Below are 17,455 nucleotides of genomic sequence, written 5' to 3'. Positions count from 1 at the left end.
GGTCTGAGGTTCGGCGAGGCATTAGACCGATGTCCTCTCATTGGGTTGGCTGAGTGTTGCGGCGATCGGTGCAGGCGCGAGATCCTCGCCGCTGACCGCTTCGACGAGTGCGGACATCAAGACTTCGGCGGCGGGTGGGGTGACCGCGTTGCCGTAGCCGCGGACCTGATCGCGTTTGGAGCCTTTGACCTGGTAGTCGGAGGCGAAGCCCATTCCGGCGGCGATTTCGTGGGTGGCGAGCATGCCGAATGTGCATCGCTCGACCACGGCCCGTCCGGTCGGCCAGCCGACGAGGGACTGGTGGCCGGCGGTGGTCAGGGTGCGAACGAGTCCGGCCTCGATGCGCGCCAGGGTCGCCTCGGCCAGCGGGTCCGGCCGGCCCTGCGCGTCGACGCGTTCCCCGATCCTCTGCCCGGGCGGCAGGCTCCAGTCCGCCACCGTGGAGGCCGGCAGCACCTCGGGCTCGACCAGCTGGTGGCGGCAGGTTCGGTTCGGGCAGCGGTAGACGTACTGCCCGGTCGTCGGCCCGTACTTGCCCATGTCGACACCGGTCTTTTTGAACACCTGCAGCGCGTCCACCACCTGCTCGCAGTGGCCGCAGTACGCCTTGGGGCGCAGCCACTTGTCCCAATCCGGGTCGCGGCCCAGCTCGGCCAGCCAGAATGGCATGTAAAACCGGTCCCTCGACTGTGCCACGCGTCCGGTCGCCGGCCCGGTGACGTGCATGGAATTGAGTGCGACCAGGCGGGCGCGGTAGCCGTGGGATTCGATCTCGCGCCGCCGCCGTCCGAACTCGTCCCACTTGCGGACCTGCACCACGTTCTCCACCACCCCGGCCAACACCGGGCGGCCCTTGCGGTGCATCGCCTGCAGATAGCGCGGGATCTCCTCCATCAACGCCCGCGCCCGCGCCACCTTCGGATCCGTCGCCACCGCACCCCGGGCGGGGTCGAACAACACGCCCTGCGTGGAGCGGTCGAAGTCCCGGCGTACGCCGCGGGCGTCGGTCCACGGTGGACACGACGGGGAGGCCCAGAACAGGTCCGCGCGCGGAAAGCTGGCGATGTCGGCCTTGGCGATGTCGCCGCAGTAGTGGTCGGCGTCGGGGAAGTTCATCCCGTGCACCTCGACCGCCAGCGGGTTGTGGTTGGCCGCCAGCATCAGCTCCACCCCCGGCACAGCAGCCGCACCCTGGGAGCTGCCGCCGAACCCGGCGAACTCGTCATACAACGTGAACATTGTTCACTCCCCCGGCAGCTCGTCGAGCAGCTGCTCCAAGCTCTGCACCACGTCAAGGGCACCGCGGCCGCGCTCGGTCAGCACCTGCCTGCCCTGCTCGTCGACAGTGGTGGGCAGCGAGGCCCGCAAGCTGCGTGTCAAGGCGAGCAACCGGGCGGCGGTCACGGTGTGCCGCTGGGCTTCGGCGTCGATCAGCGGCCGGAGGTGGTCGCGGTCCCACTCCCCGTCCGCCAGCTCTTCCCCGCGGTCGGTGGGCGGGTAGGTGGTGGTGCCGCGCCAACCGCAGTCGCAATGCGCGCGGTATCCGGTGAACTCGCGGGTCGCGTAGTTCCAGGTGCCGGTTTCCGCGCCGTTGGGCAGGATCCGCGCGGCGTAGCCCTCGTGGGAGTAGGTGTCGGCCTGCTCGGCGAGCGGGCCGCAGTAGATGGTGCCCATTACCGCTCACCGCCCCGCGGCTGCTCGTCGGTGAACAGCGCTTCCTGGCCGTCGACGTCGCCCCAGCCGGCCAGCTTCGTCTCAGCGCCCGCGGTACCGGCCGGGCGCTTACCGCGCGCCCGCGCCGCGCACGTTTGCGCCTTGATCCGCTGCCACTGCTCGATGGTCATGCCACAGCGCGCGGCGGCCAGTTCGTCCTTGCTCTTCTTGTCCTTGCCGGTCATCGGGACTCTCCACTTCGGACTCTCGCGGGTGTTGTCGTCTTTTGGTCCGCGGCCCCTTTGGGCCTGCGGGCTGCCCCCGTGCTTTTTGGGGGCCTGCCCGCGGGCGAGGGCGACCACGGCCCCGGAGGCTCGCGGTCAGGGATCGCGCTTGCGCGACCGGCGAAGCCGGCTTGTCCTTGACCGTGAGGTGGGGCCGTGGTAACCGGACTCGGGCCGCCGCTCTCCAGGCGAGTGGCTACGTTTGTCGCGGTAGACAAACCAGCGCCGCCAAAGGCGGCTCTACATGGATCCTTGGCCCGCGCGGCCTTGAGCGCTGCCACCGAACTGCGGCCGCGAGCTGGAAACTGTCGGTAGGGCGTGTCACCCTCGAAGATGTGCAGCTCACCGGGCCGGACTTCGACCGAATCCCGCGCACCAATGTGCGGGTGCCGGTGGTCGAGTTCGCCCAGATGTGGCTCGCGGCTGAGCAGTACGCCGACGCACATCCCTCGGACTGGTACGGCGCCGGCGTGGTCATGACCTGCCGTTGGCTCGCTCGTGCGACCGTTCGTCAGGCAAGCGGCCCGGCATATGTCGCCCGCGCGCCCGTCACCGAGCGGTCCAAGCTCGCGTACGAGGAGCTGATCGAGGCCGAGTGCCTCGCGGCCGAGAAGCTCGACTTGCAGCGTCCGGTCCCGGCGTGGCTGGCCGACCGTCCGGGCTGGCTCGCGGGCGTCATTGCGACGCTGCACTGGGCATGGCGCCGCGCCGGCGGCCCGCCTCTGATCATCGCGGCGACCGCGACGGGCTGATCTCGCGCTATTCACCCGGCACCGCCATTTCCAGGGCGGCACCGCGGTCGTCGGCCTGCTCGCGGGCGACGTCTTGGGTGTGCCACCGCGCCAACTGCTCGGCGCGCGCCTCCTCGGCGGCGCGTTCACGCTCCGCCTGCTCCCGTGCGCGGATCTCGGCGAGAGCGCGCTGGGCGTTGGCTACGTGTTCGGCCGTTTCCTCGGCCGTCGCAGTCCGGACGACATCCTCGTCGACCTGCTTCGGCTCCGACTCCGCGACTTCGCGAACGTCGGTTACCTCGGTTTCGGCAGCGGGTGACTCGTCGGTTGCGTCTGCGGCGTGCTCGGGCGCGTCCGTCGACGTGTCGTCCAGTTCGTACTCGGCCGTGATCTCGCGGTGCGGGTCCTCGGCGCGCTCGGCCGCCTTCTGTTCGGCGAGCCATTCTTTCGCGGTCACCGGCTCGTCGTCGTGCTCGTCGTCAGCCCGTCGGGCCGACAGCTCGGCGCGGGCACGTTCGGCGGCTGCGCGGGTCTCGGCGGTGTGAGTGAGCCACTGGGCGCGCGCCTCGTCGACGGTCTCCAGCTCGGCTGCGCGCTGCTCCAGCGTCTTGGCCAACTCGCGCGCGTCGTTCGCTTCGCGTTCCAGCCGGGCCCGCGTTTCGGCGTCGGTCGCCGCGGCCGCTTCGACGGCGCGGAGCGTCGCCGTCTGGCGCTGTTGCTCGGCCTCGTGCCGGGTGCCGGCCAGCTCGTTGGCGACGAACCTTGGCGCCCAGGTTTCCTCGCGCTCGTAGGCGCGAATCCGCATGTGCAGCTGGCCGTCGCTCATCTCAAGTTCGTCCCGGTCGGCTTCGGGGTAGCCGAGCGCCTTCCAGGCTGCGCGCCAGGACGCGTAGGCCTCGACCTGGCCGGGCTTCGGCGCCGCTCCCAGGGCCGTGGCTGGATCGTCGTGCCCGGTCAGTTCCCGGTGTGCAGCAACAATTGCGGCCTTGGTCGCCCACTCGGCTTGCAGTTGAGCATCCTCGGGCGGCGCGCCCAGCGCTTCCACTGCCCACTGTGGACGATCGGTGAGGGCCTGGCGTCCAAGCTCGTGGCGCCGTGCGTCGGCCGCGTCGGCGAGCCTGTCGAGATAGCGCTGCCATTCGGGATCGTCCACGGTCGGAGTCCAGTCCAGGTACGAATCGCCCTGCGGGTCAAGGGAAACCGCGGACGTGATCCGGTGATGGAGCACGTACGTGATCTGGCGTGCGCCCACGAGTGGACGATCGATCACGGCATTGTCGAGCACCTGGTGCGGGTCGTGCCCGGCCAGCTCGGCGCGGCGTAGTAGACGGGTAAGCGTCGGTCCGCCATCCTCGGCCGCGATGCGGGCCCGCTCGTGCGCGTCGAGGTGGCCTTGCCCGACCAGTTCGTCGAGCCACTGCGCCGTGCGGCCGGCCGTGGCCAGCTCGCTTGCGTCGGCGAGCAACTCGGCGGGCGTACGCACGCTTGCCATGTCATCGGCCGATTCGACGGCCGTTGCCAGCGCTGAGCGTTCGGGCTGCGCGGCCTCCATCGTGCTGGCCAGCACGGCGGCCGGTGACCGGTACACGGATTCCAACGCGGCGCCCGTGGGTGCGTCGACGGGCACTGCCAGCGTGGCGACGTGCGCGGTGTTGGCGGCACGGCCTCGGGTCATCCCGACGTAAAGCGCCTCCGGGCTCGTGGTCTGCGTGATCACCGGGTGGCTGGTGTCCACGGTGAGGCCCTGTGCGGAATGGACGGTCGACGCGTAGCCGAGCGCGACGTGGCGGGACACGTACTCGCCGGGCAGCGTCAGCCGGTCGCCGAGCTGGTCCCCGTCGGCGCCGCGGCCGAGGATCGGCGCCACCACAAGCCCACCGTCTTCGCGGGTCGCAAGCACGCGATATTTCTCGCGGTTGATCGGGCCGCGTCGGTTGCCCTCGTGGCCTGCGAGGTTCCATCCGTTGAGCCGGGCCTGGACGATGTCGCCGATTCCGGCGTAGGTGCCTTGCAGGTCCAGCGGCACGCCGTGTTCGTCGACCTTGCCGAGGCGCACAAGGTCGGCGCGGAGCTGTGCGGAGAGGCGGGCGGCCTGCTCGTTGGTGTCGACGATCAGTTGCGAATGCAGGCCCTGCAGCGTGTCGGCGAGCCACGCGCGAGCGGCGGAGTCCTCGGCCTGTTCCAGAGTTCCGCCGTCGATCAGCTGGCCGTGCTTGTGGTACTCGCCGAGCACGGACTCGTCTGCGGCGCGCAGCCGCAGCGACGTGGCGCGCTCCCAGTCGGCGCTGAAGCGGCGAGCCTCGGCGAGTTCGTAGCTCGCGCCGGTGTCAGCGACGAGTTCCATGCCGCCTGCGGGACCGACCGCGGCGAGCTGCCGGTGATCGCCGGTCAGTAGCAGCTTGGCGCCAGCGGCGCTGGCGTGCTGCTGGACGGCGCTGAGGTCCGGGGTGCTGGCCATCGCGGACTCGTCCACGACGATCAAGTCACCGGCACGCAAGCGCCACTGCTCATCCCCGCTGGCGGCTCGTCCCTCTGCGATGCGCTGTTGCGCGCCGAGCCAGCGAGCGATGTTCGAGGCGTCAAGTCCTTCCCCGGCAAGGACTTCGGTCGCGATCTGGCTCGACGCGAGCCCCACCACGCGGCGCGCTTGGCCGTCCCACAGGGCTGGGTCCTGCCATGCCTTCGCCAAGGCTCCGACGACGAACGACTTGCCGGTGCCCGCCGGGCCGACGAGCGATTCAATGGCTGCCCCGGACGTCAGTACACCGCGCACGGCGGCGGCCTGGTCCACTCCGAGTTCGATTCCCGACTCCGCGAGCGAGCCGACGAACGAGTCGACCGCCGACGCTGTGAGCGCCGGTGCGTCCTGTGGCCCTGTCGCGGCGCGGAGAGCGCGCTCACTGCGGACGTGCGATGGCGTCGCGTATCGGCGTCCGGCCGGTGCGGCGTAGGCGGATCGGCCGTCGGCCAACCGGAGGGCCTCGGGCACCTCGGCGTCGGCTGGGCGGTCGGTGTCCAGCGGGACGGCGAGCTGCAGCGCCTCGGCAGTCAGACCGTCGAGCAGCCGCGCCAGCTGCGAGCCGTCGAGCGCGCCCAGGTGATCCGGCAGGGCGTCGCTGATCTCGCGGGTCAGGTCGGGCGCGGTCCAGGCGGCCTTCTTCTCCTGGACCGCTGCGAGCGCGGTCTCGATGACCGCTCGCGGTGACCACTCCTCCCCTGGACAGTCGGCGCGGTGGTCGAGCACGGTCTGCGCGACCTCCGCGAGCCCGCCGGCCACCTCGGCGCGGAGGTCGCGATCCCACCTGTCGAGGCGCTCCTCGACGGTCTCACCGTCGTGGGACTTGGCCTTGCGCGTGGCGAACGTCGCCTGGCGCTGCAACCGATCCAATTCCAGCGCGTTCGGTTCGCGCCCGAACCGCTCCTCGAACGCGTCGACGAGTTCGCGAGTGTGCCGGGTGATGGCGCGGCGGCGCGAGCTGAATAGGTCCATCACCTCGGCGGGTACGCCGACGATTTCGCGGGCTTTGCCGTCCGGACGCGTCGCGAACTGCACGCCGAGCGTGCGAGTAAGGTGCTCCTCCATCGTGCGCTCTGCCACCGCCGCGGCGGCGCCTCGGAACTTGTGAATGGCGCGCGAGTCGAGGGTGCGCCATGCGCCGTCAGAACCCTGGACGCGGTTGAGGATCGCGTTGTGGATGTGCAGCTGTGGGTCGTGGTTGCGCGAGTCGTGCTGGAAGAACGATGCGACGATCCAGTCGTGCGCGTCGATGTAGCGGCCAGCGGCGCCGCCGTGGTGCCCGATCCGGGAGTAGCCGGCCTTGGCGGACAGGTAGTCGAGGGCGGCGCGGTTGCCCGCCCAGATGGCGTCCTCGACGGCGTCCCGATGCGTCCGCCACGAGGCCGCAGCCTCGCGCGCCCGCCCCGCTTCACGGGTGTCACCGTTGGTCTCGGCGGCGGTGGCGACGCGTTCGGCGGCAACCTGCTGCGCCTCGAACGCGGTATGAAGCACCGTGATCGACTTCTGCACGCTGAACGTAGCGTCCAGAAACGCCACGTTGTTGCGGGCACGCTTGCCCGCGTCCAGCTTCAGCTGTTCACGCCGCTCCGGGCTCGCGTCCGGCTCGGCGTCCAACGCCAGCTTGTACAACTCCTCCTCGGATTGGTACTTGCGGCCGGTGTGTCCAAGGGTGGACGCCTCGGCCCACTTGGACGGGTCGGTGAACGCCGGGTCGCGCGGGTCGATGAATCGCTCGTACACCGCGGTCATGTCCTGCTCGTCGACGAGCCCGGTCAAGCCGACCGCTTCGGCGCCCGCGCCGTACCAGCGGCCGGGCGGCTCGCCCTCGGCGACTGCCCCCGTGTAGTAGTTCTCGCGGCCCTGCGCCACCTCGTCCGTCAGGTACCGCACCGAGTAGCCCGTCGCGACGGTCAGCACGCCGACCACCCGCCAACCAAGATCAACTCGAGGCCGGTGGCAACCGGGCGCGGCGCGGCCGTAGGCACGCGCCGTTCTGACCGTCGGATCGTGATGCCTCGGTGTGCTTCTATCTTGATCTTGTTGGAGTTGATCTGAGGGTGACTGATCTGTGTCATGTGGTGACTGGATTTCGTGTTGGTGGGCTGCTTGGCGATGTGGAGCTGGGTTGTCATTGGTCTGCACCTGCTGAGGTGGTCTCGTTGACGATGTGCAGTTGGTTGCGCTGGTCGCGGAGTTCCTTGAGGGCGTTGCCTGCGGTGCCTCGGGCGACGTCGGTCATCTCGACGAGTTGGGAGACGGTGGGGAGCTGGCCGTGCTGCCGTGCGTGGCGGCGCGCAGCGGCGCGGGCTCGTTCACGCGGCGACTCGCCCGACTCGATCGCTGGACGCTGCGCGGGCTTGGGCTTGCCGGTTGGACGGACGGGCCCGGGTTGTACAGGGCCTTGGACTGGCGGTTGTACGGACGGCGCGGCGTCCGTTTGTACGGCGGGCACGATGGACGATGTACGGGCGGGCTCGTCGGTGTCGGTGGACGGCTCTTCGTCCGACTCGGTGGACACGGCAGCGTCGTGACCGAGCAGGAACAGCAGGTGCGCCACGATCGCGGCGGCGATGGCCGGCCACGCCCCGATGCCGAACCGCAGCGCGGCCGGGGCGGCTCCGACTCCCCCGGCGAGGTAGCTCGCCTGGGCAAGCCCGGACAGCCCGGCGGCAAGCACGACGACCGCCCATGCGTAGGCGCGGCCCCCGTCGGCGAGCCTGGCCGTGGAGGCGTAAGCCACGAGCGCGAGCCCGTCGGTGATCAGCGGGTACAACCACGCAATCGCTTGCGGTACGGCCGCGCCCACTGCGACCTCGTACAGACCGTGCGCGGTGGCGACACCGGCGCCGATGGCGACGAGGAGTCCCGGCACCCACAACGCCCACAAGGTGACTCCGGAACGGGTCTCCGTGTCCTCGCGGCTCATCGCCGACCACCCCGGAACTGCCGGTCGCGTGCTGCGGCCTCGCGCAGCTGCGCGGCCGTCGGTTCGGGCGGGCTGTCGGCGCGCCGGGTCGACCACCAGTCCGCCATCGGGGCGAGGGCCTCGGCGAGCGGCACGACCGGGCGCGCGCCGTCGCCGGGCTGGTGGTTCTCCAGCGAGCAGTGCTTGGTCAGCTCCTGGACTCGGCGCACCACACCAGACCGGCACCGGTCGTGCCAGTCCCCGGCCAACGCCACGGTTGCGCGCTCGTCGCGGTAGGCGGCGTGCCAGGCGTACATGAGCCACAGCAGCTCCTCGACCACCTCCGGGTGCCATAACCAGCAGTCCGGCAGGCCGCGGGCGGCATCCGGGTAGCGCAGGTACACGTCGCCCAGCCAGCCGGTGAGGTCCTGCAGCAGCCCAGCGGCGGCCTCGACATTGCCGGGCAGGTCCAACCACGACGGCGCCACCACTGGCTGGGAGCCACAGCCCGCCGCCTGAGTGCTTGCCTGCTCGGCCAGCTCCCCGACAACACGGGCAAGGTCCTCGACCTGCATCGACAGCCCGCCGAGCTGGCGCACCGCGCGGCGCAGCGCGTCCAGCTCACGAGCTACCCCGGCGACCGCCCCGGCAGTGGCGTACTTGCCCTTCGGCGCCTCGTCGACGGCTGCCGGCTCGACGGGCCGGTCCTGGGCGGCGTCGCGCTGCCGACGTTCGCAGGTGCCCCGGTTGAGGCAGCGCCATGTCAAGCCGTCCAACGCCTCGAAGTCCCGCACGCCGCGACGTCCACACAGGACACACTCACGCAGACTGCTCATGCCGCACCCCCTTGTCTCGCAACCGAAGTCGCGGCGCCACCGGCACCCTCGTCACTGCCGCCCGCGAGCGCTTGACCGCGTACATCGCCTGGTCGGCCTCGTGCAGCAGAACAGTGAGCGTGGTGGTGCCGGTGGCGTGCCCGACGCTGGCAGTGACGACCGAATCCTGACCGGAGATGACCAGCGGCCGCGCGATCGCGTTCGCGATGTCCTCGGCCCGTCGCGCCGCGTGCGCGGCCGTGGTTTTTCCCAACCACACCGCGAACTCGTCGCCGTGCAGCCGGATCGCCACCTCTCCCTCGCGGGTGACGCGCCGCAACCGGTCGGCAAGAGCCATCAGCAGCATGTCGCCGATGCGGTGGCCGTAGGTGTCGTTGATCTGCTTGAACCGGTCGACGTCCAGCAGCAGCAACCCCACCTCACCACCTGCCCGGTTGAAGACGCGGGCCAGCGCGTCGCGATTGGACAGTCCTGTCAACGGGTCGGTCAGCAACCGCCGGCGCAGCTGGACGGCCCGCACGGTGGACAGCGCCCAGCCGGGCACGGCGGCGATCGCCGCGACGGCGGTCAGTACGAACAGGGTGCTCATCACCACCGCCCCCGCTCGGGATCGTCGACGCCCACCGATTCGCTGCGGCTATCCACCGTGTCGGTGCGGTCGGTGAAGCGGTCCAGGGTGGGCGAGAGCTTCGCGTCAGCGGCCGCGAGCCAGTCCGCGATCCGCCCGTACGCGCGTTCGCGCGTCTCGTCGAACCGCTCCCACCACTCGGCCCAGCGGGCGTGGCGCTTGGCGGCCTTGATGTCGCGGCGGTTCCATGCCATCTGGACCTTGCCCACAGCTGGGGCCATCCCACGACGGATGATCACAACGTGCCCGAAGGGCAGCTGCGCGATCTGCCCCGGCGAGAGCACCGGCACGCGGCGCATGGTGTGCGTGGTGGTGTCGCCGTGGGCGTCGAACGTCTCGACCTTCTCGTCCCGCTCCCCCGTCAGCGTCGAATACGCGTTGAGGTCTTCCGGGTCCCGCGTGCCGCCGAAGATCAGCAGGGTTGCGGCATTGTTGAGGATCGCGGCCGCGCCGGTGTCGCCCCACCGCTGCCGCAACTGCGCGCGCGACTGCGCAGCGATGTGAATGGTGACGTTGCGGCCACCCATGTCGGCGGTCCAGTTGTCCAGCGGAATTGGGCAGATGAGCGCGGCCTCGTCCAACGCGAGCGTCAGCGGCGGGTCCAGCCGCCCGCCCGGCTGGTGCGCCGCCAGACGCCGGGCCTCGCGGGCGATGTGCCCGGTCAGCGCGGTGACGAGCGGCGTGACCTGGGTTTCCTCGGCGCCGAGCATGTACACCGTGCCCCGCTCGGCCAGCAGCTTCTCGACATCGAACGTGCCGCCGGTTGCGGCGGCGGCCGCGGTCGAGTCGGTCAGCCACCCCAGCGCGGGCATGATCGTGGCGCAGATCGAAGACCGGGTGCGGTCGTTCGTGGTCAGGAACTGCGCGGCGTCTTCCACGTAGGCGGGCTCGGGCGAGCGGCGCAGCAGGCGGGTGACCTCCGTCGCGCCCTGGTCCGGGTCGGCAACCCACGCCATTACGTCGCGCATCGCCCGCTCTCCCAGCGCGGCCGCGTGCAGCAGTGCCGCAAGCACCCGCCGGGCTTGCCCCGTCCAGTACTCCCGGTCCCCGCCGTCGCGACCGGGAGCAGACACGCCGGCCAGCAGGTCGCTCGCTCGTGAAGTAGCGGTCGGCGGCTGCTCGCACCCGGCAAGCGGGTCGAACGTGATCGACGATTCCAGGCCCGCCAGCCCGCTCGGGTTGAACACGTACAACGGACCCCGCTGGCTCCGTACGTCCCTGGTCAGGTCGATCAGGTCCGTGCGGGTGCTGGTGGCGATAACCGCTCCGGGTGCGTCCGCGATCCGGCAAGCCAGTTCACCGGTCTTACCCGACCGCGGACCCCCGATTCGGAGCGTCACGTCCTCGATCGGCGACCAGATCCGCTGCAATCCCACACGCGCGATCGGCGTCGCGAATTCACGTAGCGAGACTGATCCACGCCGCCACCGCGGCATCTCCCGCAACGACGGGCGCAGTACGGCTGCCCGCTTTCGCGCGGCGGTGGCTGACGACGTGCGCCAGATCGCCCACATCGACGCGACACCTTCATTGCGGCGGCCACGCCGCGACCACCGGTTCACCAGCGCCGCTGAGCCGCCCCGCTTCTGCCAGTACAGAAACACGGTCAGCGCGACAGCGAGGCTCCCGCCGACGACGATGTAAACCCAGTTGCCTTTGCCCGGCGTGGCATCCGGTACCTGGGACGAGCCGAACCAGATACCCAGCGCCAGCGCGGCTGCACTTGCAATGCCCGCCCGCAACAGGACCCGGTCCCGGATCGCTGCGACCAGCGCGAGCACCACGATCACGACACCGATCACGACCAGCCATGGCCAGTACAGCCCCGAGAACGACCCTTCCGGTGCGCGACGCATCAACAGTCCGACCGCACCAACGGCGGCGCCGACCAGCGCGGCCTTGAAGCAAGTCTGCGCACGGGTACGGCGAATGACGACGTCTCCCCTGCTCATGCCGCACCACCGGCGAATTCGACGCCCTGGTCCTGGGTTGCTCGCGTGGCCGCCGCTCGCTCGCACGCAGCTTGGTAGTCCAGCACCGCCTGGCCGGAAATCCGGATCGTGCCCTTACCGACGCCCAGCCGTACGGCGCGCAGGGCTCCCGATTCGACGGCTCGGTAGATCGTGGCCAGCGAGACGTCCAGGGCCTCGGCGACCGCGCGGACTCGGTACAAACGGGTACTCTCGACCTGCATCGTTTCTCCCAAGGTTTCGATGTGAGCCCCGGTCGGTGTGCCAGCACTGGCCGGGGCGTTTTTGATCTCCAGGCGATTGCCGCGAAGCGTGCGACAACCGTTGTCTCTGATATTAGAGCGATATTGGGTCCAGTCAATGCCCAATATCCGTCCTGTTGTTGGTTCAGCCGAGGCCGCTAGCCTTCGACGTGCAGATAGACCACAAGGAGGCTTCGTGGCACAGAAGGACTGGGACGCCGTCGCTGCTGCGATCCAGGCGCGGCTGACCGAGCTGGACATGACGCAGTCCGAGCTGGCAGCGCGCGCCGGCGTGGCTGCCGAGACCGTGCGCGAACTCCGCATCAATCTGCACCCGCGTCGGCGCAGCCCCCGAACGCTGTCTGCGCTGTCGGAAGCACTCGGCTGGCCGACCGACCACCTCTCGACGATCGCGACGCGAGGCGGCGCGGCCGCGGACGGCGCCCAAATCAGCGACGCCGAACTGGGCACCATCACCGACGAGCTGTCGTCCATCGCGACCCGGCTGAACGAGATCGCAAGCCGCCTGGCGAAACGCGGCGAATGACTTTGTCTGCGGGATTCTCGCTGGTAGCGAGGTTGTCTGGCGTTGCTCATGGGGCCAGAAAACCTCGTGGAGCGATGATCGAATAAGGCTGCCGCGAGTACCCAGCGTGGGTAAACTGCGTAGTAACTTGCCGGATTTGGCCGTCATCAAGGGGAGGATTGACGGGTGGCACGACACCGGCCTGCGGATCACTTGTCGGCTCAGGTCCTGACGCGACCCGAGTTCGTCGAAGCCTGCGCGCAGCGCGACCTCGGCGCGGTTCTCCGGTTGGCGAAGCAGTGGGGAGGCGTCGGCTTCTCGTCGTCGCACCTCGCCCGCCGCTGTGAGATGACGGTTTCGCGGGTGCAGGACTACGTGAACGGCAGGATTCGGGCGCAACGCGTCGAGGTGTTCGAGCGCGTCGCCGACGGGCTCCACATCCCCGGGGCGCTGTTCAACCTCGCTCCGCGACCATGGGAAACCGCGCGCTCGAACGGCGGTGCGTCAGTCGTAGCCACGACCGAACTCACCTCGTCGGAGAACGGAGACACTTCGGTGCTGCGCAGGGATTTCGTGAAGCTGGGCGCCGGCCTGGCGGCCACGGCTTTGACGGGCAATCGTTCGGGGATGCCGTCGCCTGTGAGCGGCACCCGGATCGGCTCAAGCACGCTCGCCGAGCTGCGGGCGAAGTTCGCTCGTCTGCGCAGTCTCGATGACCACCTCGGCGGCGCCGAGACGTACCGGTTCTATGCCGGGGAGTTGCAGCGAACCGCGGGCATCTTGAAGTCGAACAGCTTCCCGATGGAGATCCAGCGTGAGCTGCTGACCCTTTTCGCCGAGCAGGCGCAGCAGGCCGGCTGGGCGGCGTTCGACGCGGGCTGGCAGCCCAAGGCGAGCCAGCTGTACGAGACCAGCTACAACGCGGCCAAGCAGGCAGGTGCCGCCGACCTCGCGGGCAACGCGCTCGCGTACCGCGCATACCAAGCCGTTTCGGGTGGCCTCGACGGCACAAAGGCCAGCGACGGCTCGTGCGAGGTCGCCGCACGGACCGAGATTCCGGCCGTGGAGTCCCTGTTCTACCAGCGGGCCGCCTGGACCTACGCAATGGCCGGCGATGCAGAACGCACGGGCGAGGTCCTTGGCCTGGCCGAAGAAGCCTTGACGAAGCCCGTCGGCGGCACTCCCGCCCCCGCCTGGGCGGCGTGGGCGCACAACGCGGTCGAGCTGCAGATCATGGCGGGCCGCTGCTGGACGGTGCTACGCCGCCCGCTGCGTGCCGTGCCCGCGCTCGAAACCGCGATGGCGCAGTACGACGACACCCACTCCCGCGACAAGGCGCTGTACCTCTCGTGGCTCGCCGAGGCCTACATCGACGCTGGCGAGATCGAGCGGGCCGTCCAGGTGACCGGCAAGGCGCTCGACCTGTCGGCAGACGTCGCTTCGTCCCGTCCGACCGAGCGCCTCGGCCTGGTCCTCGACCGCTTCGCGCCGTACGAGTCCGAGTCGGGCGTGTCGGACCTACTTGCCCGTCGTCCGCTCAACCCACTCCAGGTACGGAGCTAGCCCCGCGGCGAACGGGAGTGCAGTGATCTCCGGGTTGGTCCACTCGTGGTTCTCGACCAGGAAGCGCTCAAGCTCGGGGTAGGTGCTGGCGGTGGTCTTGAGGATGACCTGCCACTCCTCGCCCGTGCCGAACTCGCCCTGATGCCAGAACACGCTCGTCAACGGCCCGGCGACCTGACCGCCGGCCGCCAGCTTGGCCTCGACGGCGCCCTGTGCCAGCTTCAAAGCCGCCGCATGCGACGGCGCCGCCACCTGTACCTGCCACACATTGACCATGACGCCCACGATACAAACGCACCGACGAGTCGACTTTGCTTGGCGAGTGTGATGGCCTGTACCCACTGTCACCCCAACAACCTTCCTGCGGGTTGGTTTACGGCTTGCACTGCCGCCGCCGCTCACGGAACCCCGTCAAGTAAGTCCCGGACCCAACCCACAGGAGTCACCGCGCGGCAAGACCCGTGACACACTGTGATGCGTGATAGCGCGGCCATCTCATCCGACGACACCACTCTTCGTGTGCGCGACCAGGAGGAATGATGTCTGAGCAGCCAACCACATCGCGAAACGAGACCTATCGAATCCAGGACCTCGTCACGCTCGTCGGTTCAGGGAAGATCCGCGTCCCTCAGTTCCAACGCTCATTCCGCTGGACAGCCGGTGACGTGCTCGCGCTCTTCGACAGTATCCTTCGCGGATACCCTTTCGGCAGCCTTCTTCTTTGGCGGCGCGCCGCTCCCGCCGCGGAGTTGCAGATCGGCGCTATCAAGGTCAACGCCCACGAAGTCCATGACGCGCTTTGGGTGGTCGACGGTCAACAGCGCATCACTAGCCTGGTTAACGCTGTCGATCCAGAAGCAAGCGGCGCAGACGAACGCTTCCGGGTCTTCTACTCCCTAGAGCACCATCGCTTCGTCTCCTCGAGAGACCTGAAGACCTCGCTCGGAATTCCGCTCCCAGACTTGTTCGACCTTAGTCGCGCTTTCGCCTGGCTCCAGGAGAACCCCGACGCTGCGGCGCACGCAGGTGAAATCCAAAGGGTGACGGGGCTTTTGCGGGACGTACAGATCTCTGCGTCGGTGATCGCGCAGGCCGACGAACGCGTGCTTCGCGAAGTGTTTGACCGAATCAACTCAGCAGGCAGACGGCTCCGCGGCTCCGAAATCTTCGACGCGATCCACAGCGCAGTCGGAGAGGCGGACCAACCGGTGTCAGTTGGTTCGATCGGAGACCGACTCGACCAAGCAACGGATTTCGGTCGGCTGGACGACGAGATCGTCTATCAGGCCATTCTAGTGAGGCGCCATCCCGATATCACTCGCGACGCTCACAACGAATTCAGCACGGACCGATCGTCTTACACTCCGTTTGCAGCAGAAACACAATCTGATGCTTATCAACGAACGGAAGTCGCACTGGAAAAAGTCGTCAGGTTTCTGCAGGACCGAGCCGGAATTCCACATATTACATTTGTTCCGTTTCGGTTTCATCTCCTTGTCCTGACTCGCTTCTTCGCGCTGTCAGAAGATCCAGCTCCTCGCAATCTGGAGTTACTCAGTCGCTGGTTTTGGCGATCGACAGCTGCGGCGTCCATTCTCGGCTACACAGGCTCGACCGGGAACATTCGCGCTCTTGCCGCGCTCGTCGAGCCCGGCGATGAAAGCGGCTCGGTGCAAAGATTACTAGCCGCTACGAACCCGTCTGAACCCGTTCCAATTCCACCACTGGATTCGTTTCGTACCAACCGTTCTTCAGGCAAGGTCGTCCTCGCAGCGCTATGGGCAAGAAATCCGGTTAACCCCGAGACCGGTATACCACTCAATCACAATGACCTCGCGTCATACCTCATTGGCGAGGCCTCACCAGCCGCCGTCGCCTTGGAGATCTTTCCACGGCGGTTACTGAAGGGTCGGGCGTCTAGCGCCGCAAACCGAGTAATCGCAGTGATTGATCGAGATCGGTTCGTCGGCGCCCTCCCCAGCGACCCACTTGATAGCTTGCTGCTTGACGAAGAAATGCTCGCTCTACTCGAGATAGGCGATCACGAGAAATTTCTTGCTCGGCGCACCGAAAGCCTAGCGAACTACCTACGTGCTTTCCTCGATGACAGAACAGGAGCAGGTTTTGAAGTCACACCACCACTAGTCGACCTCGACTTCGATGATGACGACGATCAGAATGATACGGTTGAGTTACCTTCAGAGTTTTCTTCGGACGCCCAATGATCGAAGCTGCACATGCCGTTTGGCTAAACGGGCGTAGAATCGGCACGATTCTGCAACGTGGCGACGTCGCGCGCTTCCTATTTGTCGAATACTACTGGGACGATCCGACTCGAGAAGTACTGGGACTGTGGTTCGAAGACGATCCGCGGCGGTCGCCACAGGCGGCCCTCCGACTTCCCGCATGGTTCTCCAATCTGTTACCAGAAGGGGCGCTACGGCAGTGGATCGCACGCGATCAAGGCGTCTCAGCCGATCGGGAACTACAACTGCTGCTTCGGATCGGACGTGACCTACCGGGAGCCGTGCAGGTAATCCCTGCCGACGAAGGCGATCCCGTCCAGCCTGAGCTGCTAGGTGAGGTCATTCCCGACACTTCGACGACTTCGCCAAAGGCGGGTCAACTCAAGTTCTCTCTGGCGGGAGTTGGACTAAAGTTCTCGCTACTCAAAAAAGGCGAGCGCCTTACTATTCCGGCAGGAGATGCTGTCGGTGACTGGATCGTCAAGTTCCCCGATCCGCACTACAGGGATGTTCCGGCCAACGAGTTCGCGACCATGAGCCTTGCCGGACGCGTCGGAATCACTATTCCAGAAGTCAACTTGGTGCACCGCGATGAACTGCCGCCGCTCGACCGCATCGTGTGGCCCGGTTCCGAGACACAGGCTTACGCAGTGGCCCGCTTCGACCGCGGTCCGGGTGGGCAGCGCATTCACATCGAGGATTTCGCTCAGGTCCGCGGCTTCTACGCCGACGATAAGTATTCGGGCAGCTTCGAAACGGTCGCAGCGCTCGTCTATCGAAACCGGGACCGGACCGCATTGCAGGAATTCGTTCGCCGTCTTACCTTCAACCTTCTAGTGGGAAACGGTGACGCGCACCTGAAGAACTGGTCGCTAATCTATGCGGATGGGCGGGTTCCCACGCTCTCGCCTGCCTACGACCTAGTATCGACCGGCCCCTACTTCCCTGAAAATACGCCCGATGACTTTGGTTTGAAATTCGGCGGTACAAAAGTGGCAGAGCGCATCGGACGCGGTGCGTTCCAGAAATTGCAGCAGCGCCTTGGCGTCACCTCAGCGGACGTGCTCGACATTGTCGATCAAACGATCGAACGTTTCACAACCGCGTGGGACAGCGGCTCACGAGCGACCTTCCCGCAGTTCGTTGCCGACTGGATCGACACTCGCTGCGTTCACGCACGCAAGCAACTCGGTGCTTGACCCCACACCGCCCCGACAACCCCTCGGGCTAGGTCATGTCTGACAATGTGTTGGTCCAGGTGATCACGGCGTGGAGTACGACGGCCGCGCGGTAAACGGTGGCGAGTTTGTCGAAGCGGGTGGCGATGCCGCGCCAGTGTTTGAGCTGGTTGAA

General features: G+C 67.8%; 15 protein-coding genes. 5 read left to right on the top strand and 10 right to left on the bottom strand.

Annotated elements, in window-relative coordinates; genetic code table 11:
* Positions 1-21: 21 nt before the first annotated feature.
* The 3 genes from HFP15_RS11765 to HFP15_RS11755 are packed head-to-tail and all read right to left on the bottom strand — an operon-like array spanning position 22 to position 1,898.
* Positions 22-1,239: a DNA cytosine methyltransferase gene (locus HFP15_RS11765; RefSeq protein WP_168514614.1), complete on the bottom strand. Its 1,218-nt coding sequence runs from the start codon at positions 1,237-1,239 to the stop codon at positions 22-24.
* Positions 1,240-1,242: 3 nt separating this feature from the next.
* On the bottom strand, positions 1,243-1,674 hold the full coding sequence (locus HFP15_RS11760) for a hypothetical protein (protein ID WP_168514612.1): 432 nt from the start codon (positions 1,672-1,674) through the stop codon (positions 1,243-1,245).
* Entirely contained in the window at positions 1,674-1,898 is a 225-nt protein-coding gene (locus HFP15_RS11755) for a hypothetical protein (RefSeq protein ID WP_168514610.1), read from the bottom strand. The genes HFP15_RS11760 and HFP15_RS11755 overlap by 1 nt, the downstream gene beginning before the upstream one ends.
* Positions 1,899-2,272: 374 nt before the next feature.
* On the opposite strand from HFP15_RS11755, the gene HFP15_RS11750 reads away from it, so the two are divergent.
* Entirely contained in the window at positions 2,273-2,689 is a 417-nt protein-coding gene (locus HFP15_RS11750) for a hypothetical protein (protein WP_168514608.1), read from the top strand.
* Between the two features lie 7 nt (positions 2,690-2,696).
* On the opposite strand, the gene mobF is transcribed toward HFP15_RS11750, so the two are convergent.
* From mobF to HFP15_RS11720, 6 genes are read right to left on the bottom strand one after another with little or no spacing between them, the layout of a single operon-like run.
* Positions 2,697-7,328 (bottom strand): MobF family relaxase, encoded by a 4,632-nt coding sequence (mobF, locus tag HFP15_RS11745; protein ID WP_312871549.1) that lies wholly within the window; start codon positions 7,326-7,328, stop codon positions 2,697-2,699.
* The gene (locus HFP15_RS11740) at positions 7,315-8,112 is read right to left on the bottom strand and encodes a DUF2637 domain-containing protein (RefSeq protein WP_168514606.1); all 798 of its coding nucleotides are present in this window, start codon (positions 8,110-8,112) and stop codon (positions 7,315-7,317) included. The genes mobF and HFP15_RS11740 overlap by 14 nt, the downstream gene beginning before the upstream one ends.
* Positions 8,109-8,927 carry a hypothetical protein gene (locus tag HFP15_RS11735; protein ID WP_210717127.1) on the bottom strand — a complete coding sequence of 273 codons (819 nt, stop codon included), beginning with the start codon at positions 8,925-8,927 and terminating at the stop codon, positions 8,109-8,111. The genes HFP15_RS11740 and HFP15_RS11735 overlap by 4 nt, the downstream gene beginning before the upstream one ends.
* Positions 8,911-9,516, bottom strand: a complete 606-nt coding sequence (locus HFP15_RS11730; protein ID WP_168514604.1) for a GGDEF domain-containing protein — start codon at positions 9,514-9,516, stop codon at positions 8,911-8,913. The genes HFP15_RS11735 and HFP15_RS11730 overlap by 17 nt, the downstream gene beginning before the upstream one ends.
* Positions 9,516-11,507, bottom strand: coding sequence for a type IV secretory system conjugative DNA transfer family protein (locus HFP15_RS11725; protein WP_168514602.1), 1,992 nt, complete (start codon positions 11,505-11,507; stop codon positions 9,516-9,518). Before HFP15_RS11725 ends, HFP15_RS11730 begins: the two co-directional genes overlap by 1 nt.
* Complete coding sequence (locus HFP15_RS11720; RefSeq protein WP_246271617.1) at positions 11,504-11,749, bottom strand: helix-turn-helix domain-containing protein; 246 nt, start codon at positions 11,747-11,749, stop codon at positions 11,504-11,506. Before HFP15_RS11720 ends, HFP15_RS11725 begins: the two co-directional genes overlap by 4 nt.
* A 214-nt stretch (positions 11,750-11,963) precedes the next feature.
* Between HFP15_RS11720 and HFP15_RS11715 the strand changes: the two genes are divergently transcribed.
* Positions 11,964-12,314, top strand: a complete 351-nt coding sequence (locus tag HFP15_RS11715; protein WP_168514600.1) for a helix-turn-helix domain-containing protein — start codon at positions 11,964-11,966, stop codon at positions 12,312-12,314.
* A 165-nt stretch (positions 12,315-12,479) separates the two neighbouring features.
* Entirely contained in the window at positions 12,480-13,856 is a 1,377-nt protein-coding gene (locus HFP15_RS11710) for a helix-turn-helix domain-containing protein (protein ID WP_168514598.1), read from the top strand.
* On the opposite strand, the gene cutA is transcribed toward HFP15_RS11710, so the two are convergent.
* Positions 13,812-14,132 carry a divalent-cation tolerance protein CutA gene (cutA, locus tag HFP15_RS11705; RefSeq protein ID WP_168514595.1) on the bottom strand — a complete coding sequence of 107 codons (321 nt, stop codon included), beginning with the start codon at positions 14,130-14,132 and terminating at the stop codon, positions 13,812-13,814. The genes HFP15_RS11710 and cutA overlap by 45 nt on opposite strands.
* 263 nt (positions 14,133-14,395) lie before the next feature.
* Between cutA and HFP15_RS11700 the strand changes: the two genes are divergently transcribed.
* On the top strand, positions 14,396-16,081 hold the full coding sequence (locus tag HFP15_RS11700) for a DUF262 domain-containing protein (RefSeq protein ID WP_168514593.1): 1,686 nt from the start codon (positions 14,396-14,398) through the stop codon (positions 16,079-16,081).
* Complete coding sequence (locus HFP15_RS11695) at positions 16,078-17,301, top strand: type II toxin-antitoxin system HipA family toxin (protein WP_168514591.1); 1,224 nt, start codon at positions 16,078-16,080, stop codon at positions 17,299-17,301. Before HFP15_RS11700 ends, HFP15_RS11695 begins: the two co-directional genes overlap by 4 nt.
* The last annotated feature ends 154 nt before the right edge of the window (positions 17,302-17,455 follow it).

The sequence above is a fragment of the Amycolatopsis acididurans genome (genome assembly GCF_012328925.1).
Classification (GTDB): Bacteria; Actinomycetota; Actinomycetes; order Mycobacteriales; family Pseudonocardiaceae; genus Amycolatopsis_E; species Amycolatopsis_E acididurans.
This window is presented reverse-complemented; position numbering and strand designations above follow the sequence as displayed.